The sequence below is a fragment of the Ruegeria sp. N10 genome (assembly GCF_056531545.1).
The window spans coordinates 20239-44223 of the sequence record NZ_JBQFLY010000015.1; the positions used below are offsets into that span (position 1 = coordinate 20239).

Here is a 23985-nt window from a genome sequence, read left to right on the forward strand (position 1 = left end):
GTGAATATCAGAGATCGCATCATGCTCTTTTGAAACGGCGGACGATGGAATCTCCGCCGCAGGAGTTGGATGAGGAAAAGCTGGAAGCGGCGATTGCCGGTGTCCTGAATGAACAGCGGCTGTCCGACGAACAGGCAGCGGCGTCGCTTCGGGCTGAGTTTCCAAGCTTGTTGCCGCAGAAGGACGTAACCGCCCAGACCGTGCAAAAAGACACCGGGTTGACCGCGAAGCTGCGTCAGAAATGGGCGGAACTGTCCGGCGCAGCGTGATGTGCTGAGGATTTTCGATGCCGTTGGCGTCTGGGCCACAGGCGTCATGAATAGTGCCAACATTGCGACAATTTGTGTTGCCAAACTTCTAGACCTTGGTCCCCATACGGGTTCAGGCGACAGAGTAATGCGTATTTATGACGGCACCAAAACCGAACCCCGTAGAATCCGATCTTGCCCTTCCCAAATCTGTTGATGTCGTCGTTGTTGGCGGCGGCATAATCGGCGTTTCAACAGCGCTGGAACTGGCAGAGCGCGGCGCTTCCGTCCTTTTGTGCGAAAAGGGACAGATTGCGGCTGAACAAAGCTCGCGCAATTGGGGGTGGGTGCGTTTGGGTATGCGAGACCCCCGCGAAATTCCCCTGATGCAAGAGGCGTTGCGGATATGGCCGACCCTTGATGCCCGCCTGGATGGCAATACCGGATATACGCAATCCGGCATTCTTTTTGGCGCGTCCGGCAAGCGGGGCGAAGTCAATCTGAAGCGTTGGATGCGCCATGTAGAAGGATTGCAGACCGGGGCAAAAATGGTGTCGGGACGCGAGTTGGCAGAGTTGTTGCACGGGCATGAAACCGGCCTGACATCTGCCCTGTACATGCCGCAGGACGGGCGCGCCGAGCCGCAATGGGCCGCCCCGGCCATAGCCGAAGCCGCACGGCGTCTGGGTGCTGTAATCATGACAGGTTGCGCCGTGCGAAGTGTGGACATTCAGGATGGGCGTATCGCTGGTGTATTCACCGAGCGCGGCAAGGTCGCCTGCGGGCGCGTGGTTCTGGCGGGGGGCGCGTGGTCGCGTTTGTTTGCGGGAAATGCAGGTATCAACCTGCCGCAGCTTAAGGTTCTGAATACGGTTCTGCGGACTTCTCCGGTGAAAGATGGACCCGAAACTGCGCTATGGTCGGATGATGTTGCGATCCGAAAGCGCGCTGATGGGGGGCACACCATCGCGTCCGGACATCAGAACACGGTCGATATCGTACCGGACAGTTTCCGGCTGGGGTTGCAGTTTCGCTTTGCCTTTGCGCAGGAATGGAAATCCCTGCGCTTTCGCTGGTCAAATCAGTGGGCTATCGAGGCCCGTCAAAACAGAAGATGGTTGCCGACCGACATAACCCCGTTCGAGCTGTGCCGGGTTTTGGATCCTGAACCTTCGCAGAAGTTTTTGCGACAAGCCTGGGCCAGTGCACGAAAAGGATTTCCTGCCTTGCTGGATAGTGAAATCGTCCAAAGTTGGGCGGGTATGATTGATGTCACCCCCGACGCCATTCCCGTAATCTCGGGCGTGGATGACATGCCGGGTATGTATATCGCCACGGGCTTTTCCGGCCACGGCTTTGGCATCGGTCCCGGCGCCGGCCGCCTGACAGCGGACCTTGTCACTGATTCAACCCCTTGTGTGGATCCGACCGCGTTCCGTCTGTCTCGGTTCACTGACGGCTCAAAAGTGCGACCGGATCCGGGTTACTAGGGGCTTAGCCCATCATCTGATAGCTGACTGGAACAAAGCGGAAGCCCTCGCCCCGTGTCTCGACAAAGCCCGCGGCAGGGAAGGGCATGTGATAGCCGACCATCGGCACCTTGTCGGCTGCCAGCATGCCAAGAACATTTCGGCGCGCGGCGGTTGCGGCGGCCTTGTCCATGTCAAACCGAACCTCCCATTCCGGATGGGCAAATGACCACACGTAATGGTTGGCCAAGTCCGCTGTCAGCAGAAGGCGCTGTCCGTTGCTCTCCAGATGATAAACCGTATGACCCGGGGTATGGCCGTGGGCCGCAACCGCAGTTATGCCCGACGCCACTTGCTCTCCATCGCCGATAAAGCTCATCTTCTCGGCCAGCGGTGTGACTTTTGCGGCTACAAGATCACCGACATTGTTTCCGGCCTCTTGCGCGGACCAGAAATCGTATTCCGTTGCCGAGGTCACATAGCGTGCGTTGGCAAAGGTTGGTGCGCCATCCGTTGTCATGCCGCCAATATGGTCTGGATGCATATGGGTCAGCACGACAACGTCGATCTGATCCGGGCTGACACCTGCATCGGCCAAAGCGGCCTGAATGCCGCCTTGCCCCAGACCGGTGTCGAACAATACCAGTTCCGATCCGGTGTTGACCAGTGAGGGGGTAAAGAAGAATTGGGCGGTGTCGGCGGGAATAAAGTTCTCGGCCGAAACCTTTGCGAAGTCTTCATCTGACGCTCCGCCGCCAAAGATATCCTGGGCGCCATCGCGGGGCAGGCTGCCATCCAGCAAGGTCGTGACGGTAAAGTCGCCGACATGGAATGACTTGGCGATGGTCGAGTTGGCCTTGGCGTCAGAGCCTGCGGCCAAAACCGGCGCTGCTGCCGTGGCAAAGGGTAAGGCGGCAGCAGTTCCCAAGGCGGCGCGGCGAGTAAGTTTGATCGTCATTATCGTTCTCCCTGTCAGAACACCTTTAGAAAAACTAGAACGGTGTGAGATTCTGACCAGATGTTACGACATCCACGCAGGGTGCATGGATGAACAATACGTGTTAATTTTTGTTCATGTCGCGATCGCAGAACAAAACCGTTCCAACGGATCAAAGTGTAGAAGACTTCCTTAATTCGGTCCAATCAGAACGTCGGGCCGAAGAGACGCGCGCTCTGGACGACCTGTTTCGGGCTACCACCGGATTTGATCCGGTCATGTGGGGGCCGTCGATGATAGGGTATGGCCGTTATCACTATCGCTACGCCTCGGGCCGAGAGGGCGATTTTCTGGCAACCGGATTTTCCCCGCGCAAGTCGGCGCTGGTGATTTATATCATGCCGGGTTACGCGGATTTTGGCGGCATTCTGGCCCGGTTGGGTAAGCACAAGTTGGGCAAGTCCTGCCTGTATGTGAACAAGCTGGCGGATATCGACATGCAGGTTCTGTCGAAACTCATTCGCGCCGGGTTGGACGACCTTGGCAGGATATGGCCTGTGGAACCGCGTTGAATCACCTGATGGATCAAGCGGCGGCTGGACAAAAACGCGCCCATGTGACAAGAGCCGCGCCAACAGGAGACACCCATGACAACCACCCGTTTCGCCCCGTCGCCCACCGGTTACATCCATGTGGGCAACCTGCGCACCGCCCTGATGAACTATCTGATCGCCCGCAAGTCGGGCGGTACGTTCATCCTGCGCATCGATGACACCGACCCCGAACGCTCGAAAGAGGAATATGTCGATGCCATCAAACAGGATCTTGAATGGCTGGGTTTGCACTGGGATCGTGTCGAGCGTCAATCCGAGCGTTTGGACCGCTACGCCGAAGCGGCTGACAAGTTGCGCGCGATGGGGCGGTTCTATGAAGCGTTTGAGACGCCGACCGAGCTGGACCTGAAGCGCAAGAAACAGCTGAACATGGGCAAACCTCCGGTTTATGACCGAGCCGCGCTGAACCTGTCGGATGCCGAGAAGGATGCGCTGCGCGCTGAACGTGGCAACGGTGTCTGGCGTTTCAAGCTGGATCACGAACGGATCGAGTGGACCGATGGAATTCTGGGCGACATCTCGATCGATGCGGCCTCGGTCTCTGATCCGGTTCTGATCCGTGGTGATGGGCAGGTTCTTTATACGATTGCGTCGGTGGTGGATGACACTGAAATGGGCGTGACTGATGTCGTGCGCGGCTCGGATCACGTGACCAACACTGCGACCCAGATTCAGATCATCAAGGCACTGGGCGGGGATTGCCCGCGCTTTGCGCATCACTCGCTGCTGACCGGCCCGCAGGGCGAAGCTCTGTCGAAACGCCTGGGTACGCTGGCCCTGCGCGATCTGCGTGAACAGGGCGTGCAGCCGATGGCACTGCTGAGCCTGATGGCGCGACTGGGTTCGTCCGATCCGGTCGAGCTGCGCTCGGATATGGCCGAGTTGATCGACGGCTTTGACGTGAGCCGGTTTGGTGCCGCGCCGACCAAGTTCGACGTGCAGGACCTGTTCCCGCTGACCGCCAAATACCTGCAATCGCTGCCGCTGGCGAATGTGGCCGATGCTGTCGCGGATGCCGGGGTGCCTGCCGAACTGGCCGAACCGTTCTGGGCCATGGCGCGCGAAAACATCACCACTTTGGCCGACCTCAAAGGGTGGTGGGACCTGTGCCGTGACGGCGCCGAACCGTTGGTTGCAGATGAAGATCGCGAATTCATCGCTAAGGCCATGTCGCTGCTGCCCGAAGGCCCGTTCGATGGTGAGACCTGGGGAGCCTGGACCAATGCCGTGAAAGAGGCAACAGGCCGCAAGGGAAAAGGCCTGTTCATGCCGCTGCGCAAGGCGTTGACAGGTGCAGAACGTGGCCCGGAAATGGCGGCGTTGCTGCCGTTGCTGCAGGTGATCCGCGCGCGCGGCTAACGCGGTAGTACACGACATTTAAGGGCCACGCCCTCGGCGTGGCCCTTTGTCGTCAAACCGGTTGTTCAATCCGAACCGACAAACCGGTCAGGCGGTCATCGACAAAATCACGCTCGACAGGTTTGAGTTGTTGATGTCGCGGGTAACGTGGCTCGGCCCGGTCATTCAGGATCGGGGCATCCCATCCGCTGGTTGTTGCAAAGAACCGGTCTGCCCCGTCTTCTCCAAACGCCCGCAAATAACCCTGAACAACAACGTCGATATAGCTGAGCAGCAAGGGATGGCGGTTGCTGGGCTCGTTGTGCCGATCCTGCGGGACGGCGTAGACAGCTATTTCAACTTCATGTTTCAGCGGATGTGAAACCGACCGGGTTGCCGGAATTCGGTCATAGGCCCATTCCCGTTCATCCAGCGCAGCCCAGTCGTTCTTGGGGACATGTGCGATCATGCCTTCGATCTCAGACTCGGGGTCCGGGACAGCTGTCAGGAACGCGACCGGGCGCAGATCAGTGTGTCGCCATGCGCGTTTCCACCCCTTCAGTTTTGCTGGGCGGGGGTCGGGAAAATCATGTGTGGCGAGGTTCACAAGGCTTCCATAACCAAAGAAATAGGGGTCGGCCATGCGAGAGGTGTCCTTTGGGTCGATTGATGTATGTCAAACCGCTTTTTTCCGCGACATGCAATATGGCTTCATCTTTTATTCAGGGAGGCCTTCATGCGGATTACCAAACGGACGAATATCGCTGTGCGCCTATTGATGTATTGCGCCGCACACCCGGACCGGCTGGTCACCAAAGCCGAGATCGCCGAAGTCTGCAACATCTCGGAAAACCATCTGGCTCAGGTGATCAACCAGTTAAGCCAGTTGAATTACCTGAGCACTCAGCGCGGCCGCAACGGCGGTATGTCGTTGGCGCGTCCGGCAAGCCAAATCCGGATCGGCGCGGTGTTCAGGCACGTCGAAGGGGCCTTGCCCATCGCCGAGTGTTTTGCGGATGCGGACAACACCTGTCCTTTGACCGATGCCTGTAGGCTGCGGCTGGCATTGCAGGATGCGGCGGAAGTTTTCTATGCATCTCTGGACGAAGTGTCGTTGGATGCGCTGGTTTGTGACAACGACCCGTTGCTGAAGCTGTTGCAGCCCGTGGCCTGCGTACGCTGACCTTAGTCGCTGGCCCGCAAAATTCGGGCTGGCCGGGCAGAGAGAGGGCGCAGCGCGAATGCGAAACCTGCGCAGAGCGTGACGCCGACACCGGCCAGAACGATGCCAAAGGCCGAAGACCAGATCACGGTAAAACCTGTGTCGAAGATATGGGTGGCCACAGCCCATCCGCCCAGGATGCCGACCAGCAAGGCGACGCAGCCCGCTGCGGCGCCCAGCAGGACCGAGCGTAGTCCAAAACTGCGCAGGATGCGGCCACGGTCAGCCCCCAGCGTCTTGAGGATTGCCGCCTCGTATCTGCGGGCGGGTTCGCCGGCGGCTGCCGCCCCGATCAGCACCAGGAATCCTGTCAACAAAGACACGCCCGCGCCATACGAGGTTGCGGCGGCGATCCCTGCCAAAAGGCCCGAAACACGGTCAATTGCGTCGCGCACACGAATGGCCGTGATGTTCGGGAACTGGCCTGCAAGATCTCGCAGAATGGCGGCCTCGGCCTGTTCTTCTGCATATACCGTCGCAATAAAGCTGTGTGGCGCACCCGCCAGTGCCGACGGGTTCATCGACATGACAAAACCCATACCCGCTGTGGAAAAATCCACCTCTCGGGTTGAGGTCAGCTCTGCGGTGATATCCCGCCCCAGGATGTTGACAGTTACCTGATCGCCCAGTTTCAGACCCATCTCTTCGGCTTCTTCGGCTGCAAAGCTGATCTGTGGTGCGCCAGAATAATCCTCTGCCCACCACTCCCCCGCTGTCACCCGTGCATTTGCCGGGGGGCGGGCTGAATAGGTGACGCCGCGATCTCCCTCCAGAACCCAATGATCTCCGGCCACCTCGCGCGCAGGGCGACCGTTTATCTGGGTGATGATGCCCCGCAGCATTGGTGCGCTTTCAATGCGGCTGACAGCAGGATCGGTTTGCAGCCGTTCGGTAAAACCGGGCATCTGGTCTTTTTGAATATCGACAAAGAAGTATGAGGGCGCGACATCCGGCAGATTGCCGGAGATCGCATTGCGCAGCGTGCCGTCAATCTGCCCAACCGCCGCCAGCACTGACAAACCTAGACCAAGTGACAAAACCACTGACCCCGCACCCTCACGCGGATCAGAGATGGCGGACAAAGCCCATCGCAGGGCAGGGCGGCCCCGCGCCAAAGGTGTCCCAGCCCGTGCCAGTTTGCGAATGGCATAGGCTGCGAGCGCCAGCAGGATCAGTGCGCCCGCAAGTCCGCCGCTGGTCCACAGGGTTAGGCGCGTTGAGCCGCTGAACCAGGACGCAATCGCGATCAGGGACGCCAATCCAATCCCGCTTGCCACGACGTAAATTGCGCGTGGGACGGGACGAGCTGCGGTCAGCGCATCGCGAAACAGGGTTGCGGCGCGCACATCTTCGGTTCTGGCCAGCGGCCAGAGCGTGAAAAGAAATGCTGTCAGCAGGCCATAAAGCGCAGCCTCGATCAGCGGTTGCGGATACAGAGAAAACACTGCTGGAACCGGCAACCGGTTTTCCAGCAGCGGCGCCAGCAAAAGCGGAGCCATCCCGCCCAGTACCAGCCCAATTACAATGCCAGTCAGGGACAGCACCCCGATCTGAATCATGTAAGTTTGAAAAATGGTGGAGCGATCCGCCCCCAATGTCCGCAATGTCGCAATGGTTTCCGTTTTCTGGCTCAGATAGGCCCGTACGGCGGCGGACACACCGATGCCACCGACGGCAAGCCCCGACAACCCGACAAGGACCAGAAAGGCACTCAGGCGGTTGACGAATTCCGATATGCCCGGTGCGCCGTTGCGCGCATCGCTCCAGCGCATCCCCGAGCCCTCAAGCGCCGCGCTGGCACGTGCGGCCACCTCCGACAGGTTTGCGTCTTGGGGCAAGGTCAGCCGGTACCTGGTCGAAAAAAGCGTTCCGGGCTCCAGCAGGCCAGATGCCTGCAACGCTTCGGTACGCACCATTGTACGTGGCCCCAAGGCAAAACCAGCCGCGGCGCTGTCGGGTTCATTCCGAAGTGCGGCCATCAGAATGAACTCTTGCGTGCCAAGCGCGAAATGATCACCGACCGACAAACCAAGCCGGTCGATCAGTACGGGTTCCATAACGGCACCGGGTAATCCGGACTTGCCGTTCAGGGCGTCGTCCAGAGTGATATCCGGTTTCAGTTTGACCGATCCGATGAGCGGGTAAGCCTTATCGACGGATTTGATCTGGGTCAACGCACGTTCCGGCCCGGAGTCGCGGGGCACAACCGCCATCGAGCGGAAATCGACGATCTCTGACACCTGCTCGGATGACTGCTGCATCCAGCTGCGTTCAACCTCAGTAGCAAAACGATAGGTGAACTCAAGCTCGGCATCGCCGCCCAGAAGGGATGCGCCTTCACGGGTCAGCCCGGTCTGAATCGCCTGACGCACCGATCCGACGGCTGCGATGGCTGCGACGCCCAAGGCCAGACAGGCCAGAAAGATGCGAAACCCGCGCAGGCCCCCGCGCAGCTCTCGGTGGGCCAGCCGCGCGGCCAGCCGAAGGCTCATTCTGCGGCCTCCTGCCGGGTCATTTCGGCAATCCTGCCGTCGCGCAGCCGGATCACCCGGTCACATCGTTCAGCCAGTGAACGGCTGTGCGTTACAAGAACCAGCGTCGCATCATATTTGCGCCGAAGCCCGAACAGCAAATCAACAATCGCGGCACCGTTTGTCTCGTCCAGATTCCCGGTTGGTTCGTCCGCCAGCAAGATCTTGGGGCGTGGTGCCGATGCACGCGCCAGGGCAACTCGTTGCTGCTCGCCGCCCGACAACTGCGCCGGGTAATGATCGCGACGATGGGATAACCCCACGGCATTCAGTTCAGTCTCGGCACGGTCGAACGCATCTTTGTGCCCCGCCAGTTCCAGCGGTGTCGCCACGTTCTCCAACGCGGTCATCGTTGGGATCAGGTGGAAATTCTGAAACACCACGCCCATGTTGTCGCGCCGAAACCGCGCCAGGGTGTCCTCGTCCATGCTTGTCAAATTCTGATCCAAGGCCAAGATTTGACCACTTGTTGCCTGTTCCAACCCACCCATCAGCATCAACAGCGACGATTTTCCCGACCCCGATGGCCCGATCAGCCCCAGCGTTTCCCCCCTGTTCACGGTCAACGTGATGTCATGCAAAATATCGACCCGCCCGGCATTGCCATCCAGCGATAAAGCGGCATTCTGAAGAGCGAGAACAGCAGGCGTCATGGGTCTTCCCGATAAAGGAGCGGTTTTTGGGATATGGAGTGATCACCGTATTGCGCAAGGTTTTGATGGCAAGTCCATTTGTGTTCTGCGGTTTTGCGGCCACAGCCGATCAGGTGGCGATTGCAGCCCTTGGGGACTCGCTGACGCAAGGCTACGGGCTGGTGGAAGAGAACGGGTTTGTTCCCCAGCTTGACCGTTGGTTGCAGGCGAAGGGCGAAGATGTTCGCGTTATCAACGCAGGCGTTTCGGGCGATACAACGGCGGGTGGCGCTGCGCGGGTAGAATGGACCCTGACACCCGATGTGGACGGACTGATCGTTGCCTTAGGCGGGAATGACGTGTTGCGCGGGATCGATCCTGCAGTTTCGCAAGCCAATCTGCGCAAGATACTTCAGGTTGCACGCGATACAAAGGTTCCTGTCTTGTTGATCGGAATGCAGGCGCCGGGCAACTACGGCGCTGAATACAAGCAGGCATTCGATGGCATGTACCCTGTACTGGCGCAGGAGTTTGAAGTTCTGTTTTTCAGCAGTTTCTTTGAAGGGCTTGCAGCGGAGGGTGACCCCGCAGCCGTATCGCAATTCATGCAATCGGACGGCATTCATCCAAATGCGGCCGGGGTGGCGAAGATCGTCGAAGCGCTGGGCCCCTCTGTGTTGCAACTTGTGACGCAGGCGGGCGGGGAAGGTTAGCCATCCCCGCTGTGGCGATCAGACGACCGTGACCACCGTTCCGATAGGGACCCGGTTATACAGATCGATGACATGTTCATTCAGCATCCGAATACACCCGTTTGACACCGCCCTGCCTATGGTTTGTGGCTGGGTCGTGCCATGGATTCGGAAATAGGTATCGACACCGTTCTGGAACAAATACATCGCACGCGCGCCGAGGGGGTTATCCCCACCTCCCGGCTGGACATAGTCATTGTCCTTGAATTTTGCATAGGCCACCGGATCGCGTTGGATCATCTCTTGGGTCGGGCGCCAGGTCGGCCATTCCTTTTTTACATCGATAGTAGCGGTGCCGGTGAATTCCAGACCTGCCTTGCCGACACCGCAGCCATAGCGGATCGCTTTGCGTGGTTCGGTGACATAGTAAAGATAGAATGAACGGGGGGCGACCAGCAGCTGCCCGGGCAGGAACTGCTTTTTGATGCGCACGAATTGCGGTGTCGGATCATACTCGACCGCTTTCTTGGCGCTGGCGATGCCCGGCAGCAGCGTGGCTGCTGTTCCGGCCAGAAAAACTCGGCGTGTAAACATCGAAACCCTCATCAATTGACCAATGAAACCCAAGAACCAGTTTCATCATGATATGTTATTTGGTCAATTCTGGGGCAAGCATCACGCATCCGTGATGTGATCAATCGGCCACCTGAAACGGCAGCGGTTGAACAAAAGGGTGAGGAATTTCTCTCACCCTTTCAAGAGCTTATGCAAGCTGGATGTTGTCGGCGCTCTCGCGGCCGTCACGACCCGAACGCAGTTCGTACGTGACTTTCTGGTTGTCGGCCAAACCGGTCAGGCCCGAGCGTTCGACGGACGAGATGTGGACGAAGATGTCCTTGCCGCCATCTTCGGGCGCGATAAAGCCGTAGCCTTTAGTGGTGTTGAACCATTTTACGGTGCCTGCTGGCATATCCGTGTCTCCTGTTTGGTGCTGCCCACGGAGTTGCGGCAGCCTGGCGTCGTATGTCTGTATCGATAGACTGAGCGCCGTAGAAGGAGACAGTAGGTCGAAATAGAAAAACGTTAGCACCCTGCATATGGCATTGAGGTAAGCCTGTGGCAAGAGTGGTTTGTACGGATTGTACTAGGGCCAGAGGGCAGAAAGCCCAATTTGTACAAGAATCCGCCGATGGGTTTCAGGCTGATTTTGGCGGTGTTTGACAGCATTCCGGGTGCTCTGGTCACCCTGTCTGTTGACGCGCGCGACGGCAATGAGAACCCGGACCCACACCTTCCCGGTCGGCCATGCGGAGCGGTCACCACATGCCACGCCTGCGCGGGAGGGGGACACTTTTTGGTTGCAGGCACGTGTTCAGGACCAGCGCCATTCTGATCGGTTGAGCGGGGGGTGCGCTCACAACTGACGGTTTTAATTTGCCAATCACTATGTTTGGAAAATCTGCGATCCGGTGCTATACTATCAAGCAGGCGTGGGGGCGTATATGAAAGTTGTATTCACGATAACGCTGATGTGCTGGGCCGGTGCCTCGCAAGCCCTGACTGTTCCATTTGGGACAGAGGGTTCGATGCCGGGCGCGCGTGAAGGCGGGCTCAAACTCTACAACATGTTCGAATTTGAACACGAGCTGAAGGCTCCGGTCTTCGCGAAGGAGAACCCGCGCCGTAAGGAAAGACGCCCTCGTCTTGTCGAGCTTGGAGGACCCAAGCATTTGCCCGAGATACTGACTGAACGGACGGAGGTCGTGGCGGAATCCGGACCCGAGTTTTGCGAGCTGTGGTGCAATGAGCCCGGGTCCGAAGAAACGCCGGTGGACGTGAACGTCTCGGCCGTGCCGCTTCCGGCCAGTTGGCTGCTGCTGCTTGGGGCGCTGACGGGGTTGCTCGGCGTCGGACGGCTGCGTGGCAACCGGTTCGGGTAAGCGCCGCGTCTGCAACCATCCTTGAATGCTGTGATATGGGACACCGGGGGTTGGTGGAGCATGCAACCGATTGGCCGTATTCGTCGATCCATCGTGATATCCGCGCAGGTCGGGTTGATCCGGAATGGAGCGGCGGTGTGACGGACGGCGCGTTCGGAGAGCCGTGATACAACGAACACCCCCCGTAGGCCGGGCTTCAGCCCGGCATCCACCATTCCCCTCAGAACGATTGAAGGGTTTTGAGGCCATTCATCGGCGGATGTTGGTAAAGGTGCGGGTGTTTCGAGGGGTGCCGGGCTGAAGCCCGGCCTACGGGTTGGTGTGAGGGGTGCGAGTGCTCAACTTACGTTTGCTATCACGTCTTGAATTGCAATGAGCTGTTAGCCATCTGACTGGTGAGATCAGCAGAATCATGGAGTTATCTATTGAAAGAGAAAGATTATTTGGCGAAAGGTCATGCCCGTCAAATCGTTGAGGAGTGCCAGTTGTTTGAAGGCGATTTCCTTAGGTTTTCAGAAAAAGAAATGAGAAAATTGAATTGGAAGGACAACAGCCAACGAGACCGAAAGAGATTGGTTTTGTCTTTAAGGAGACCTTTTCAAGACGAAATATTTGGATTTCAATGCCAAAAAAACTATCGCAAACTTAGATTTATGGTTGCGCACCAAGAACAGGGGGATTTTCCACGTTTAGTTTTGCGAAATCACTTTTTTGACCAAGAAACTTTGGGCCGTTGGACGCATTGCGAAAGCCCGCATTCTGTCATTTCAAATCACGCGTTGCAGCGATTGTATCTAAGGGGTGGCGCAAAATCACTTAGGGAGGTTAGTGGATTTATCAGAAAAATTTCTGGATGGGTTTCAACTATAAACCTTCTAGGTCATCAGTCGACGGTGCCAATACCAACATTGGATGGTCTATTCTTTGTAAGATTTGGGGGAAAGCAAAGTATACTAGTAACATATATCTCAAGAGAAAAATTGTATGGAAGAACATTGAAAATTTGGGAGGATATACATGGAGATGAAGATTTCAATTCGATTTCGCCGGATCTTTTTTCTCGAAGCGTCGAGGGCAAGAGGCCATCAGAAATCGCGCGGGCCCTTCAGCTTAGTACTGTCGGGTTCCTTGGGGACATGATCAAGGAACTCGACAGGATAGTGTATGAGGAAGGGCTCATGCTACATGCTGAGCTAGGCAGAAGCTAAATAGTCGAACCATCAGTACTCAAAAAGCGGCAACGGAAGGCCCAGATTTAACATCATAGTTCGTGTAGGTGGGTTTAATCGGTGTGGTCGAAGCCTACTCACTCCTGTCCTTAGAGATGTGGTTCAAACCCTCACCTCGCAAACTTCTTATGCTTCAACCGCTTGGGCTCCAGCGCGTCCGGTCCCAGGCGGCGCTTTTTGTCCTCTTCGTAATCCTCGAAGTTGCCCTCGAACCATTCCACATGGGCGTCGCCCTCGAACGCCAGAATATGCGTACAAATCCGGTCGAGGAAGAAGCGGTCGTGTGAGATGACGACCGCGCAGCCAGCGAAATCGACCAGCGCGTCTTCCAGTGCGCGCAGGGTTTCGACGTCGAGGTCGTTGGTGGGTTCGTCCAGCAGCAGGACGTTGCCGCCCTCTTTCAGCAGGCGGGCCATGTGGACGCGGTTGCGCTCACCCCCTGACAGCAAGGAGACCTTTTTCTGCTGGTCGCCGCCCTTAAAGTTGAAGGACGAGCAATAGGCGCGGGAATTGACCTGCGCGTCGCCCAGCTGAATGATCTCGGCGCCGCCGGTGATCGCCTCCCACACGGTGTCGTTGTCTTTCAGGTCGTCGCGGGACTGGTCGACATAAGACAGCTCGACCGTGTCGCCCAGCGTGATGGTGCCGCTGTCGGGCTGTTCCTGACCGGTGAGCATCTTGAAGAGCGTCGATTTACCCGCGCCGTTGGGGCCGATGACGCCGACGATGCCGCCGGGGGGCAGGGCGAAATCCAGCCCTTCGATCAGTTGCTTGTCGCCCATGTGCTTCGACAGGCCCTCGACCTCGATCACCTTGCCGCCGAGGCGCTGGCCGTTGGGGATGACGATCTGGGCGCGGGTCAGCTTTTCGCGTTCGGACTGTTCGGCCAGCTCGTTATAGGCGTTGATCCGGGCCTTGGATTTGGCCTGACGGGCCTTCTGGCCCTGACGCATCCATTCCAATTCGCGCTGCAGGGTTTTCTGCTTGGATTTGTCCTCGCGGGCTTCCTGCTCCAGCCGTTTGGCCTTTTGTTCCAGCCATGCGGAATAGTTGCCTTCGTACGGAATGCCGCGGCCGCGGTCGAGTTCGAGGATCCAGCCGGTGATATCATCCAGGAAGTAACGGTCGTGGGTGACGATCAGGATGGTACCCTTGTAGTCGATCAGGTGCTGTTGCAGCCATGCGATGGTTTCGGCGTCCAGGTGGTTGGTCGGTTCGTCCAGGAGCAGCATGTCGGGCGCTTCCAGCAGCAGCTTGCAGAGCGCCACGCGGCGTTTCTCACCGCCCGAGAGGTTGGCGATGTTGGCATCGTCCGGCGGGCAGCGCAGCGCTTCCATGCTGACGTCGATCTGGCTGTCGAGGTCCCAGAGGTTTTCCGCGTCGATCGCGTCCTGCAGGGTGGTCATTTCCTCCATCAGCTCGTCCGAGTAATTCTCGGCGATCTCCATGGCGATCTCGTTGAAGCGGTCAACTTTGGCCTTTTTCGCCGCGACGCCCAGCATCACGTTTTCACGGACGGTGAGCGATTCATCCAGCTGCGGTTCCTGCGGCAGGTAACCGACCTTGGCACCTTGGGCGGCCCAGGCCTCACCGGTGAAGTCGGTGTCGAGCCCGGCCATGATCTTCATCAGCGTCGATTTACCCGCGCCGTTGACGCCGACAACACCGATTTTCACGCCGGGCAGAAAGCTGAGGTGGATGTTTTCAAAGCACTTCTTGCCACCGGGATAGGTCTTGGAGACACCCTGCATGTGGTAGACATATTGATAGGCGGCCATGTCGCGTCCTCTGGGTCGGGAAATTGGGTTGAAACGCTGGATATCCGAGCGGGGCGGGCGGGGCAAGCTGGTGGTTTTGTGAATTTCGTCCCGTATCTGCATGGGCTAGGTTTGCCGGGCTGTATGAGGGGCATGAAGTGGTGGAACTGGCGGAACTGATATCAGGCTGGGCGCAACCGGGGCGGGTGGAGTGGATTGGCGTCCGGCCCGAGCGGCGGGTTGGGGTGGAGGTGGTGAGGGAGGCGGTGGTCTCGGCCGATGGGCTCGACGGTGACCGGGGCCGTGCGGGTAAGCGGGCGGTTTCTTTGATCCAGCGGGAGCATCTGGCGGCCATTGGCTCTTATCTGGGGCAAGGACCGGTTGCCCCCGAAACCCTGCGGCGCAATCTGGTGGTTTCGGGGATCAATCTGGCCGCGCTCAAGGGGCGTGAGGTGCAGGTGGGTGAGGCGGTTTTGCGCTTTACCGTGATCTGTGCGCCATGCAGCCGGATGGAAGAGGCGCTGGGCAAGGGCGGCTATTCTGCCGTGCGGGGGCATGGGGGATGGTGCGCCGAAGTTGTCAGGCCGGGGCGGGTTGCGCTGGGCGACGCCGTGCAACCGATTGATTGACAACGCGGCCCGGTTCTGAACATCAGCAGGTTATGGAGCGGTACGACATCCCTTACGCGCGGCCCGGGCAGGTCGTTGGGTTGTTCGGCGGGTCATTCGATCCGCCGCATCAGGGCCATGTGCATGTGACGCGTGAGGCGATGAAGGCCTTTGGGCTGGATCGGGTGTGGTGGCTGGTGTCACCCGGCAATCCGTTGAAAGATCGGGGGCCTGCGCCGATCGCGCGGCGGATGACGGTAGCGCGGCGGGTGATGCAGCATCCGAAGGTCGACGTGACGGATATCGAGGCGCTGGTCGGCACGCGGGCAACGGCGGACACTCTGACAGCGCTCAGGCGGCTTTACCCGCAGGTGCGGTTTGTCTGGCTGATGGGCGCGGACAATCTGGCGCAGTTTCATCGCTGGAAAGACTGGCGGCTGATCATGGACACTGTGCCGGTGGGCGTGGTGGCGCGGCCGGGTGAGCGGATCTCGGCCCGGATGTCACCTGCGGCGCGGGTTTATGCGAAGTACCGGATTGACGGGCAGGCGCGGCACCTTTTGGGGCAGGCGCAGGCTCCGGCCTGGTGTTTCGTGAACGTGCCGATGATCGATGTCAGTTCGACCGAACTCCGGACACGCGGCGAATGGGGCGCAGAAGTGTTGCCGGAATAGCCCCAACGGGCGCATAATCTAACACGGTGGTTGTGTGCTTTTGATCTGTGGGATTTTAATTCGGCTATGGCTGGTCGTTTTTCACGTCGTTTATTTCTGGGGGGATTAGGGGCGTCCCTGATCCCGGCAGCGGGCCTTGCGCAGGCGCCGCTTGTATCGCTTAGGCCGCAGGCGCGCGGGGTCATATTAAGCGGTGCCGAGCGATTGGTGGCCGCAGCAGGCCTGAAGGGCGAGGTTGTGTTTGCGGTTGCGGATGTGGCGACCGGGGCGCAGCTGGAAGTGTTTGGCGAGGGCGCAAGTCTGCCCCCGGCCAGCGTCGGAAAGGCAATGACCGCGCTTTATGCGCTGGACGTTCTGGGGCCGGAACACCGGTTCGAGACCCGTCTGGTGGCGGATGGCCGGATCGAGAAGGGCGTTTTGCACGGCGATTTGATTCTGGTTGGGGGCGGCGACCCGCTGCTGGATACGGATGCGCTGGCTACGATGGCGGCCAATTTGCGCGAGGCCGGGATTATCGAAGTGCGCGGCGCGTTAAGGGTTTACGACGGGGCGTTGCCTTATGTGTTCAGCATCGATCCCGAGCAGCCGGATCATGTGGGCTATAGCCCGGCCGTCAGCGGCATTTCCCTGAACTTCAATCGCGTCCATTTCGAATGGAAACGCGCAGGGAGTGGCTATGACATAACCATGGATGCCCGCAGCGAGCGTTATGTGCCTGCGGTGGATGTCTCGGCCATGCGGGTCGAGGATCGTAGCCTGCCGATCTATACCTATCAGGCAAGCGCGCGGCAGGATCGCTGGACCGTGGCCAAGGGCGCGCTGGGCAATGGCGGGGCCCGCTGGTTGCCGGTGCGCAAGCCCGCTTTGTACGCGGGCGATGTATTTCGCACCTTGGCGCGGTCGAACGGGATCGTTTTGAAGCGCGTTCAGGTGACACGCCAGAGCGTGCAGGGTGTCGATCTTGTGGTGCATCGCAGCGACAGTTTGGATCGTGTCCTGCGCGGGATGCTGAAATACTCGACCAACCTGACGGCCGAGATGGTCGGGCTGGCCGCGACCAGGGCGCGCGGTGTTAACCCGCACACCCTGGCGGATTCGGCAGCCGAGATGAACCGGTGGGCCGCCAGTCGTTTCGGCGTGACAGGAATCGCCATGGTCGATCATTCGGGTCTGAGCGATGCCTCGCGCATGGTACCGGAGGATTTGGTTGCGGCCCTTGTCGCAACACAGAAGTCGGGGATGTTGCGGCCCTTGATGAAACCTTTTGCACTGACCGACCGGAACGGGCGGCCCGTCAAGAACCACCCGATCAAGGTTGATGCCAAGACAGGGACATTGAACTTTGTATCCGGGTTGGGCGGTTTCCTGACGACTGCGGACGGGGTCGATCTGGCCTTTGCGATATTCACCGCCGACGTGGACCATCGCGCAACGATCCCACGCGCGCAGCGTGAGCGCCCGGACGGTGCACGCAGCTGGAACAGCAGATCGCGAAAATTGCAGCGCGCTTTGCTGGAGCGCTGGGGGTCACTTTATGGAAGCTGAAACCTGAAACCCGCCTGAAGCGGGCGTCAGACGGTATGGCGCGCCCTGGCCCCGCGCTCGATCGCGGCCGCGTGCAGGCGGTCGATGTTCAGCTCGTACCGGATTTCTTCCAGCAGGCGCAGTTCGGTTTCGGCCAGCGTTCCGTCAGCGGCAGCGACGTCACAGGCCAGAGCATAGGCCGTTTCGTTCAGGCGTTCGGGCAGGTTGTCCCGGATCAGGCCAAACAGCGCATCCAGCCCGTCTTCCTGTTCGAACAGGTCAAACACGACCTGCGACACGTGGCGCATCCGGTCGATGTCGTACCCGGCGAAGACCGGCAACATGTTCACGGCGACCTCGATCTTGACCAGCTCGGCAGTTCGGATGTTTTCGTCGGAGGCCGAGATCGCAACCATGATCGCCACAAGGCAATCCTGTGGGGACATCGGGTGGGGAACTTGCTCGGTCATTCGGTGCATCCTGCTTGGGGTTCGTCAATGGCGCAGGATAGAAGGGGGGCAGGGCAGGTTCAACATCTTGTTTTGCCCCAACTGTGCGGCAGGTTGAACCGGTCAGGTGTTCATAATCGCCATACCGCTGAGCAAAAGGCCCGCCCCGATCCAATAGCGCAGCCCCAGCGTTTCCCCGAAGAACAGCCACGAGGCGAGGGGGACCAAGACAAAGCTGAGGGCCATGAACGGATAGGCCTGCGACAGCGGCACATGCCTGAGGACGTAAATCCAGAGTATCGTTGCAGTGCCGTAAATCGCCAGCGCGACGAGCAAGAAAGGGTCGAGCAGGGTATGCAACAGCCCCATCGCACCGGTCGCGGTGCGACCCTCGATCCGCCCGCCAGCGAGTTTGAACAATACCTGTCCGACCGAAATCATGACAGGTGTCAGAAGCAGCCCGGTCCAGACCAGTGCTGTGGGTGCGGTTGCGCTCATGCAGCCTGATCCTTGAGGGGCTTTCCGGTGGATTCCTCGGTCGGTCGATCCTCGCAGTAATAGATGTCACGCCCGATATCCTCGCAGGTGTGAAGGCTGGGGCTGGGATGCACGGCGCGCAGAAAGCTGTGGGTGTAGGGAAAGAAATTGAAATGCGGGTTGAAGCTGTAGCGATATTCCCGTTCGCGCGGGACCACGATGATAACCCGCTTGCGCGCGACCCGGCGCAATTCAGCGATGGCACGGCGGTAATCCAGCAGATGTTCGATCACATGGGTGCAGATGACCGTGTCGAAACTGTTATCCTCAAAAGGCAGGTCTTCGATCCGGGCGGCAACATATCTGATGTTTTCGATGGCTTCAGCGTCATCGATAACGAAATCGACACCGGTCATGGCCGTGATGTCCAGGCGCAGGGCGCGGATGCGTTGCAGCAGAGCCCCGGTGCCGCAGCCGACGTCGCAGATGCTGTTGCCAACAATGTCGCTGGCGATCCGGTCAATGCAGGCGTCGGAATTGTCAGTACCATCATGCACGCGCGGGTGTTCCCGGTAGAGCGTTTCGTATTCTTCGTCCGTCAGAAAAGGCGCGCGTTCGCGGAACGCTGCCAGCCGGGTAATGTGTTCCCCCCAGACACGGCGCGCAAGCCAGTGAAAAGCGGCGCTGTCGCGAAGGATCGGCGGGACGATATCCTCGAGCACAAAGCGGATCAGGTTGGTGGTTTCGCGTCGCATCTCGTTTCCTTTGGTCCGGGGAGGTTTCCCGGCGTCTTTCCATCGTAGCACCGCAATGCAAACACGTGAAATATCCGGGTCAGGTCAAAGCCTGTCGCCCGTGTCTTTTATGTTTCGCGCGCCAAACCCATCTTATGAGTGTGGCTGGAGTAAGGCTTGCGGATGGAAAAACCGGTACGGGATTGCGGACGCTCCGGGCGTGGATCAGAGGCTGAGGGCGGGCAGTACAGTCATTTAGCGGCAAAACCCCGTGACAAGGCGGTTTTCCACGGGTTCCGGGCAGTTAAAACACGGGTGCTTTATTGACTCATGCTGCACTGGCACAATAGGAGGAGCCGGTCGGGTTGCGTGGTGCAGCCGCGACCGTTTCCCCAATGGAGCACATTGAAATGTCTGAACTGCGCGAAACCGCGATGTCGTCCAAGGCCTGGCCCTTTGAAGAGGCGCGCCGGTTGCTTAAACGCTATCAGAAAGGTGCTCCGGAAAAGGGGTATGTGCTGTTTGAAACCGGATACGGCCCGTCGGGCCTGCCGCATATCGGCACGTTCGGCGAGGTGGCGCGGACCACAATGGTCAAGCGCGCCTTTGAAGCGCTGTCGGATATCCCGACCAAGCTGATCTGTTTTTCGGACGATCTGGACGGGATGCGCAAGGTTCCCAGCAACGTGCCGAACCCCGAGGCGCTGGAAGAGCATTTGCAGCGCCCGCTGACCTCGGTTCCTGATCCGTTTGGCGAATTTGACAGCTTTGGCGAACACAACAACGCGATGTTGCGCCGGTTCCTTGATACCTTCGGGTTCGAATACGAGTTCTACTCGGCACGCGACTTTTATCGCTCGGGCCAGTTCGACGAGATTCTGAAGCGTGCGGTTGAACGCTACGACGACGTGATGGCCATCATGTTGAAAAGCCTGCGGGAAGAACGCCAGCAGACCTATTCGATCTTCCTGCCGATCCACCCGGAAACCGGGCGGGTTCTGTATGTGCCGATGAAAAAGGTCTGCGCCGAAACCTATACCGTTACCTTCGATGATGAAGACGGCAAGGAATGGACCGTTCCCGTGACCGGTGGCAACGTGAAGCTGCAATGGAAGCCGGATTTCGGGGCGCGCTGGGCGGCACTGGGCGTTGATTTCGAGATGTACGGCAAGGAACACGCGACCAACGAAAAGATCTATGACGGGATCTGCCGGGCCTTGGGTGGCCGCGCGCCCGAGCATTTCAGCTATGAGCTGTTTCTGGACGAGAACGGACAGAAGATTTCGAAATCGTCGGGCAATGGTGTGTCGATTGACGAATGGCTGACCTATGCGCCGACCGAGTCGCTGGCTTATTTCATGTACCAAAAGCCCAAGACGGCCAAGCGGATGCATTTCGACGTGATCCCGAAAGCCTATGATGAGTATCATCAGCAGCTGCGCGCCTATCCGGGGCAGGACCTGAAGGCACAGTTGAACAACCCGGTCTGGCATATTCACGGCGGCGACGTCCCTGAATCGACCCTGATCGTTCCCTTTGCGATGCTGCTGAATCTGGCATCGGTTTCCGGTGCCGAAGACAAGGAGGCGCTGTGGGGCTTTATTCGCCGCTATGCGCCCGAGGCAACGGCAGAGAGCCATCCCGATCTGGACAAGGCTGCTGGTTTCGCCGTGCGGTACTTCAACGATTTCGTCAAGCCGACGCGCAAGCATCGCGCGCCGACGGATCAGGAGCGCGAGGCGCTGGAAGCTCTGAAAGCGGCGCTTGAGGCGTATGATGGCCCGACCGAGGATGAAGCGTTGCAATCGGTGGTCTATGCCATCGGCCGCGAGCGGTTTGATCCAATGAAAGGATGGTTCTCGGCGCTTTATGAGGTGCTGCTGGGGGCCTCGCAAGGGCCGCGCTTCGGGGGTTTTATCGCGCTTTACGGCGTGCCCGAGACCATCGCGCTGATCGACAAGGCACTGGCCGGAGAGCTGGTCTGATTTGACCTGAACCGGCATGGGGCTATCCTTGGCACAGGAGGTGGCCCCATGCGTCAATTATTGCTTGCATTATCCCTGAGCGCCGGGCTGGCGTCGGGCGCGTTTGCGCAGAGTGCCGAGATCGAGGCCAATATCGCGGCGCAGATACAGGCCTTCCGGGCGGATGACTTTGCGACCGCCTTCACCTTTGCCAGCCCCAGCATCCAGCGTCTGTTTCGAAACCCCGACAATTTCGGCGCGATGGTGCGCAATGGCTATCCCATGGTCTGGCGTCCTGCCGATGTGCGTTTTCTGGAACTGCGCGAGGTTGATGGCGCGCTGTGGCAGAAGGTGATGATTACGGACGGTAACGGGCGGGTGCATCTTCTGGACTATCAGATGATCCCGCTGACGGAAGGCTGGAAGATCAACGGGGTGCAACTGTTGGGTGCCGCCGACCCTGCGGCCTGAGGCAACACCACCGTCACGGTGAGATGAGCCGTGGTTAATTCCTTTTCGATATCCAGACTGTCGCGTTCGGGGCGGACCTGAACACGGGGTTTGAACGCGTCGCCGGATTTGCGCGGCGCGATTGGGAAAGGGTTTTCAATGAACAAGGCAATCACCGACGGCATCGTGTTCATGCCGCCTCAATTCGCGAATGGTCTGACCGTCTGGTCTGCGGGGGACGGAACGCCCGGATCGCCCACATATGGCGGGTCCGGCACGGGCGCGTTTGTTCCGGCGGATGCGGATTTTGCCGGTTGTCTTGAGATCCTGAAGGTCAACACAACGCAGCAATTGCGTTACATGGGGCAGACGCCGATCCTGCCCGGTTGCTATTTGCAGATCAAAGCCCGGGTCAAGGCGATCAGTGGACCGTTGCCGTCGGTGCGCATCGCAGCCTGGGCCGGTGGCGCGGGCGATGCGCATGTGGCCGGTGTTGTGGAGCAGGGGCCGGCCACCCAGCTGTCGGGCTATGGCACGGTTCACGAGATCACCGCGATTGTCGGCACCGGCCAACGCCCGGGCGTGGACATGCCCTGGGGGCTGGCCGCCCTTTACGGGCATTTCGGCCTGGATATCGAAGGGGCCAACGGCGCGCTGGTGCGCGTCGATGATCTTGAGATCACCGATGTCACCGGGTTCTTTCTGCGCGAGATGATCAGCCTGGTCGATGTGCGCGACTTTGGTGCCGTTGGTGACGGTGTGACGGATGACTCGGTTGCGTTTGAGGCGGCGGATCAGGCCGCCGGTGGCCGCCGGGTCTTTGTTCCGCAAGGCAGCTATCACCTTGCGGAGAACACCAGCATCGATGCGGAAATTGAATTCGAAGGCACCGTCACCATGCCGGATGACAAGATGCTGTTGCTGACCAAGGATTTCCATCTGCCCGCATATATCGAGGCGTTCGGAGATGAGGAGCTGGCCTTCAAGAAGGCGTTTCAGGCTCTGCTGAACAATTCGGATCATGACTCGCTGGATCTGGGCGGGCGCAAGATTTCCGTTTCCGCGCCGATCGACATGGCCGCTGCGGTTCCCAACAAGCAAAGCGGCTTTTCCACGCGGCGCGTGATCCGTAACGGGCAGTTCGATGTCAAAAGCGGTACCGCCTGGGACACAGAAACCTTCACCTCTGTCGCCACCTATGACCCCCTGGACAAGACACGTCTGACCAATGTCGCCAATGTGGCCAATATTCCGGTAGGATCGCTGGTTGAGGGCAGTGGTGTCGGGCGCGAGGTTTATGTGCGCTCGAAAAACATAGGTGCCGGTGAGATAACCCTGAGTGCACCCATCTATGACGCCGCCGGTACCCAGACCTTTACCTTTCAGTCGTTCAAATACCTGCTGGATTTCAGCGGTTTCGATACGTTGCGGAAATTCGGCATGGAACAGATCGAGTTTCAGTGCAACAGCCGGTGCAGCGGCATTCGTCTGGCGGCCTCGGGCAGCACATTTTCGTTGAAGGACTGTTTTATCAGTCGCCCCAAGGATCGGGGACTGACCTCGACCGCGACGGGGTGCAAGGGGCTGCTGATCGACAATTGCCAGTTCTTGTCCTCAGAAGAAGCGCTTGACGTGACGGACCGGAATTCCATCGGGCTGAACACCAACTCGAACGACGTGAAGCTGCGTCACAATCGGGCGGTGCGGTTCAAGCATTTTGCCGTTCTGGGCGGCGGTACCAACTTGGTTCTGGGCAACCATTTCTTCCAGGGCGATGGCATCCCGCAAGGGGTTCGCACCGCAGGGCTGATCATGATCGGCACCTACAACACCTCGACCATTGCCGAGAACTATGTCGACAACTGCTTTATCGAATGGACCAATGAACGCGATGCGGCACCCACCTATACCAGTGGATTCTCGTTCAGTTCGATGAGCATCACGGACAATATCTTTTTCTCAAGCGATGCACCGGCCTGGTTCAGTTATATCATCATCCGCCCCTATGGCGCTGGCCATTACCTGAATGGCGTGACGGTAACTGGCAACAAGTTCCGCGCCACCAGCGGTTCGATTGAGCGGGCGGAACGGGTCGATACGTCTTTTGCCGATCTGGACAATAACAGGCATTCGAACGTGACCTACCACAACAATACCTATCACGGGATTGGCAAGAGATCCTCGAACCCGCTGCGCGTCCGCAGCCAGCAGAACTCGGTTGCGAATATCTGGGCGGTTTCGGCAAACGGAGAATTGCCATTTGGCGGCCGGGCGCGTGGCTGCGACGGGGTCACTGCCATCGGGTCGCTGACCGGGGTGTTCAACAACCTTGTCTATTCGGCCCCTCATGTTCTGACCGAACAAGGGGTCAGTGGCGACAGTCTTATTCTGCGCTGGCCGGATCACCTGAAAGGCGAAGTCTCGGTCACGATGCGCATGGAGCGTTGAAACAGCGGCTGGTCGCCCATACCGGGTGGCCAGCCGCCTGACAAACGG

General features: G+C 59.0%; 24 protein-coding genes. 14 read left to right on the plus strand and 10 right to left on the minus strand.

Annotated elements, in window-relative coordinates; all coding sequences use genetic code 11:
- Window positions 1-44: 44 nt before the first annotated feature.
- Both ACR0JI_RS17345 and ACR0JI_RS17350 read left to right on the plus strand, forming a co-directional pair.
- On the plus strand, window positions 45-269 hold the full coding sequence (locus tag ACR0JI_RS17345; RefSeq protein WP_245220582.1) for a hypothetical protein: 225 nt from the start codon (window positions 45-47) through the stop codon (window positions 267-269).
- 137 nt (window positions 270-406) lie between these two features.
- On the plus strand, window positions 407-1738 hold the full coding sequence (locus ACR0JI_RS17350; protein ID WP_480475210.1) for an NAD(P)/FAD-dependent oxidoreductase: 1332 nt from the start codon (window positions 407-409) through the stop codon (window positions 1736-1738).
- Window positions 1739-1742: 4 nt separating this feature from the next.
- Here ACR0JI_RS17350 and ACR0JI_RS17355 read toward each other — a convergent pair whose 3' ends face one another.
- On the minus strand, window positions 1743-2675 hold the full coding sequence (locus ACR0JI_RS17355) for an MBL fold metallo-hydrolase (RefSeq protein ID WP_480475212.1): 933 nt from the start codon (window positions 2673-2675) through the stop codon (window positions 1743-1745).
- A gap of 116 nt (window positions 2676-2791) precedes the next feature.
- On the opposite strand from ACR0JI_RS17355, the gene ACR0JI_RS17360 reads away from it, so the two are divergent.
- Window positions 2792-3226, plus strand: coding sequence for a DUF1801 domain-containing protein (locus tag ACR0JI_RS17360; RefSeq protein WP_480475214.1), 435 nt, complete (start codon window positions 2792-2794; stop codon window positions 3224-3226).
- A 75-nt stretch (window positions 3227-3301) separates the two neighbouring features.
- Entirely contained in the window at window positions 3302-4627 is a 1326-nt protein-coding gene (gene gltX, locus ACR0JI_RS17365; protein ID WP_480495483.1) for a glutamate--tRNA ligase, read from the plus strand.
- A gap of 52 nt (window positions 4628-4679) precedes the next feature.
- Here the strand turns inward: gltX and ACR0JI_RS17370 are convergent, their stop codons facing one another.
- Window positions 4680-5249: a gamma-glutamylcyclotransferase family protein gene (locus ACR0JI_RS17370; protein WP_480495485.1), complete on the minus strand. Its 570-nt coding sequence runs from the start codon at window positions 5247-5249 to the stop codon at window positions 4680-4682.
- A gap of 93 nt (window positions 5250-5342) precedes the next feature.
- Between ACR0JI_RS17370 and ACR0JI_RS17375 the strand changes: the two genes are divergently transcribed.
- Window positions 5343-5789, plus strand: a complete 447-nt coding sequence (locus ACR0JI_RS17375; protein ID WP_267366061.1) for an RrF2 family transcriptional regulator — start codon at window positions 5343-5345, stop codon at window positions 5787-5789.
- A 2-nt stretch (window positions 5790-5791) separates the two neighbouring features.
- Here ACR0JI_RS17375 and ACR0JI_RS17380 read toward each other — a convergent pair whose 3' ends face one another.
- Both ACR0JI_RS17380 and ACR0JI_RS17385 read right to left on the minus strand, forming a co-directional pair.
- Window positions 5792-8320 carry an ABC transporter permease gene (locus ACR0JI_RS17380; RefSeq protein WP_480495487.1) on the minus strand — a complete coding sequence of 843 codons (2529 nt, stop codon included), beginning with the start codon at window positions 8318-8320 and terminating at the stop codon, window positions 5792-5794.
- Window positions 8317-9012 (minus strand): ABC transporter ATP-binding protein, encoded by a 696-nt coding sequence (locus ACR0JI_RS17385; protein ID WP_480495489.1) that lies wholly within the window; start codon window positions 9010-9012, stop codon window positions 8317-8319. Before ACR0JI_RS17385 ends, ACR0JI_RS17380 begins: the two co-directional genes overlap by 4 nt.
- A gap of 65 nt (window positions 9013-9077) precedes the next feature.
- On the opposite strand from ACR0JI_RS17385, the gene ACR0JI_RS17390 reads away from it, so the two are divergent.
- Window positions 9078-9704: an arylesterase gene (locus tag ACR0JI_RS17390; RefSeq protein ID WP_480495581.1), complete on the plus strand. Its 627-nt coding sequence runs from the start codon at window positions 9078-9080 to the stop codon at window positions 9702-9704.
- An 18-nt stretch (window positions 9705-9722) separates the two neighbouring features.
- Here the strand turns inward: ACR0JI_RS17390 and ACR0JI_RS17395 are convergent, their stop codons facing one another.
- Together ACR0JI_RS17395 and ACR0JI_RS17400 are read right to left on the minus strand one after the other, a co-directional pair.
- A complete protein-coding gene (locus ACR0JI_RS17395) occupies window positions 9723-10277 on the minus strand; it encodes a L,D-transpeptidase (RefSeq protein ID WP_209506382.1) in 555 nt (184 codons plus the stop codon).
- Window positions 10278-10446: 169 nt separating this feature from the next.
- Window positions 10447-10653: a cold-shock protein gene (locus ACR0JI_RS17400; RefSeq protein ID WP_209506380.1), complete on the minus strand. Its 207-nt coding sequence runs from the start codon at window positions 10651-10653 to the stop codon at window positions 10447-10449.
- 532 nt (window positions 10654-11185) lie between these two features.
- Between ACR0JI_RS17400 and ACR0JI_RS17405 the strand changes: the two genes are divergently transcribed.
- A complete protein-coding gene (locus tag ACR0JI_RS17405) occupies window positions 11186-11623 on the plus strand; it encodes a hypothetical protein (RefSeq protein ID WP_480495492.1) in 438 nt (145 codons plus the stop codon).
- Between the two features lie 425 nt (window positions 11624-12048).
- Complete coding sequence (locus tag ACR0JI_RS17410; RefSeq protein ID WP_480495494.1) at window positions 12049-12831, plus strand: hypothetical protein; 783 nt, start codon at window positions 12049-12051, stop codon at window positions 12829-12831.
- 131 nt (window positions 12832-12962) lie between these two features.
- On the opposite strand, the gene ettA is transcribed toward ACR0JI_RS17410, so the two are convergent.
- The gene (ettA, locus tag ACR0JI_RS17415) at window positions 12963-14630 is read right to left on the minus strand and encodes an energy-dependent translational throttle protein EttA (protein ID WP_209507912.1); all 1668 of its coding nucleotides are present in this window, start codon (window positions 14628-14630) and stop codon (window positions 12963-12965) included.
- Between the two features lie 137 nt (window positions 14631-14767).
- Here ettA and ACR0JI_RS17420 point away from each other — a divergent pair, with 137 nt between their 5' ends.
- The 3 genes from ACR0JI_RS17420 (at window position 14768) to dacB (ending at window position 17436) form a co-directional block, all read left to right on the plus strand.
- Window positions 14768-15238 carry an MOSC domain-containing protein gene (locus ACR0JI_RS17420; RefSeq protein ID WP_480495496.1) on the plus strand — a complete coding sequence of 157 codons (471 nt, stop codon included), beginning with the start codon at window positions 14768-14770 and terminating at the stop codon, window positions 15236-15238.
- Between the two features lie 32 nt (window positions 15239-15270).
- Entirely contained in the window at window positions 15271-15891 is a 621-nt protein-coding gene (locus ACR0JI_RS17425; RefSeq protein WP_480495498.1) for a nicotinate-nucleotide adenylyltransferase, read from the plus strand.
- Between the two features lie 66 nt (window positions 15892-15957).
- A complete protein-coding gene (gene dacB / locus ACR0JI_RS17430; protein WP_480495500.1) occupies window positions 15958-17436 on the plus strand; it encodes a D-alanyl-D-alanine carboxypeptidase/D-alanyl-D-alanine endopeptidase in 1479 nt (492 codons plus the stop codon).
- 26 nt (window positions 17437-17462) lie between these two features.
- Here dacB and ACR0JI_RS17435 read toward each other — a convergent pair whose 3' ends face one another.
- From ACR0JI_RS17435 to ACR0JI_RS17445, 3 genes are all read right to left on the minus strand, one after another.
- Entirely contained in the window at window positions 17463-17885 is a 423-nt protein-coding gene (locus ACR0JI_RS17435; protein ID WP_480475242.1) for a tellurite resistance TerB family protein, read from the minus strand.
- 102 nt (window positions 17886-17987) lie between these two features.
- Entirely contained in the window at window positions 17988-18362 is a 375-nt protein-coding gene (locus tag ACR0JI_RS17440) for an EamA family transporter (RefSeq protein ID WP_480475244.1), read from the minus strand.
- Window positions 18359-19096: a class I SAM-dependent methyltransferase gene (locus ACR0JI_RS17445; protein WP_480495502.1), complete on the minus strand. Its 738-nt coding sequence runs from the start codon at window positions 19094-19096 to the stop codon at window positions 18359-18361. Before ACR0JI_RS17445 ends, ACR0JI_RS17440 begins: the two co-directional genes overlap by 4 nt.
- Window positions 19097-19485: 389 nt before the next feature.
- Between ACR0JI_RS17445 and ACR0JI_RS17450 the strand changes: the two genes are divergently transcribed.
- The 3 genes from ACR0JI_RS17450 to ACR0JI_RS17460 all read left to right on the plus strand — a co-directional run bounded on the left by ACR0JI_RS17450 (window position 19486) and on the right by ACR0JI_RS17460 (window position 23937).
- Complete coding sequence (locus ACR0JI_RS17450) at window positions 19486-21060, plus strand: lysine--tRNA ligase (protein WP_480475248.1); 1575 nt, start codon at window positions 19486-19488, stop codon at window positions 21058-21060.
- 48 nt (window positions 21061-21108) lie between these two features.
- Complete coding sequence (locus tag ACR0JI_RS17455; RefSeq protein WP_480495505.1) at window positions 21109-21510, plus strand: DUF4864 domain-containing protein; 402 nt, start codon at window positions 21109-21111, stop codon at window positions 21508-21510.
- A 138-nt stretch (window positions 21511-21648) separates the two neighbouring features.
- Window positions 21649-23937, plus strand: coding sequence for a glycosyl hydrolase family 28-related protein (locus tag ACR0JI_RS17460; RefSeq protein WP_480495507.1), 2289 nt, complete (start codon window positions 21649-21651; stop codon window positions 23935-23937).
- Window positions 23938-23985: the final 48 nt, after the last annotated feature.

Coding starts and splice junctions, on each gene's coding strand:
- ACR0JI_RS17450 (WP_480475248.1), top strand. CDS start 19,486: ATGTCTGAACTGCGCGAAACCGCGATGTCGTCCAAGGCCTGGCCCTTT.
- ACR0JI_RS17460 (WP_480495507.1), top strand. CDS start 21,649: ATGAACAAGGCAATCACCGACGGCATCGTGTTCATGCCGCCTCAATTC.
- ACR0JI_RS17380 (WP_480495487.1), bottom strand. CDS start 8,320: ATGAGCCTTCGGCTGGCCGCGCGGCTGGCCCACCGAGAGCTGCGCGGG.
- ACR0JI_RS17425 (WP_480495498.1), top strand. CDS start 15,271: ATGGAGCGGTACGACATCCCTTACGCGCGGCCCGGGCAGGTCGTTGGG.
- ACR0JI_RS17355 (WP_480475212.1), bottom strand. CDS start 2,675: ATGACGATCAAACTTACTCGCCGCGCCGCCTTGGGAACTGCTGCCGCC.
- ACR0JI_RS17375 (WP_267366061.1), top strand. CDS start 5,343: ATGCGGATTACCAAACGGACGAATATCGCTGTGCGCCTATTGATGTAT.
- ACR0JI_RS17455 (WP_480495505.1), top strand. CDS start 21,109: ATGCGTCAATTATTGCTTGCATTATCCCTGAGCGCCGGGCTGGCGTCG.
- ACR0JI_RS17405 (WP_480495492.1), top strand. CDS start 11,186: ATGAAAGTTGTATTCACGATAACGCTGATGTGCTGGGCCGGTGCCTCG.
- ACR0JI_RS17345 (WP_245220582.1), top strand. CDS start 45: ATGGAATCTCCGCCGCAGGAGTTGGATGAGGAAAAGCTGGAAGCGGCG.
- ACR0JI_RS17440 (WP_480475244.1), bottom strand. CDS start 18,362: ATGAGCGCAACCGCACCCACAGCACTGGTCTGGACCGGGCTGCTTCTG.
- ACR0JI_RS17395 (WP_209506382.1), bottom strand. CDS start 10,277: ATGTTTACACGCCGAGTTTTTCTGGCCGGAACAGCAGCCACGCTGCTG.
- ACR0JI_RS17385 (WP_480495489.1), bottom strand. CDS start 9,012: ATGACGCCTGCTGTTCTCGCTCTTCAGAATGCCGCTTTATCGCTGGAT.
- ACR0JI_RS17390 (WP_480495581.1), top strand. CDS start 9,078: ATGGCAAGTCCATTTGTGTTCTGCGGTTTTGCGGCCACAGCCGATCAG.
- ACR0JI_RS17400 (WP_209506380.1), bottom strand. CDS start 10,653: ATGCCAGCAGGCACCGTAAAATGGTTCAACACCACTAAAGGCTACGGC.
- ACR0JI_RS17350 (WP_480475210.1), top strand. CDS start 407: ATGACGGCACCAAAACCGAACCCCGTAGAATCCGATCTTGCCCTTCCC.
- ettA (WP_209507912.1), bottom strand. CDS start 14,630: ATGGCCGCCTATCAATATGTCTACCACATGCAGGGTGTCTCCAAGACC.
- ACR0JI_RS17435 (WP_480475242.1), bottom strand. CDS start 17,885: ATGACCGAGCAAGTTCCCCACCCGATGTCCCCACAGGATTGCCTTGTG.
- ACR0JI_RS17360 (WP_480475214.1), top strand. CDS start 2,792: ATGTCGCGATCGCAGAACAAAACCGTTCCAACGGATCAAAGTGTAGAA.
- ACR0JI_RS17370 (WP_480495485.1), bottom strand. CDS start 5,249: ATGGCCGACCCCTATTTCTTTGGTTATGGAAGCCTTGTGAACCTCGCC.
- gltX (WP_480495483.1), top strand. CDS start 3,302: ATGACAACCACCCGTTTCGCCCCGTCGCCCACCGGTTACATCCATGTG.
- ACR0JI_RS17445 (WP_480495502.1), bottom strand. CDS start 19,096: ATGCGACGCGAAACCACCAACCTGATCCGCTTTGTGCTCGAGGATATC.
- dacB (WP_480495500.1), top strand. CDS start 15,958: ATGGCTGGTCGTTTTTCACGTCGTTTATTTCTGGGGGGATTAGGGGCG.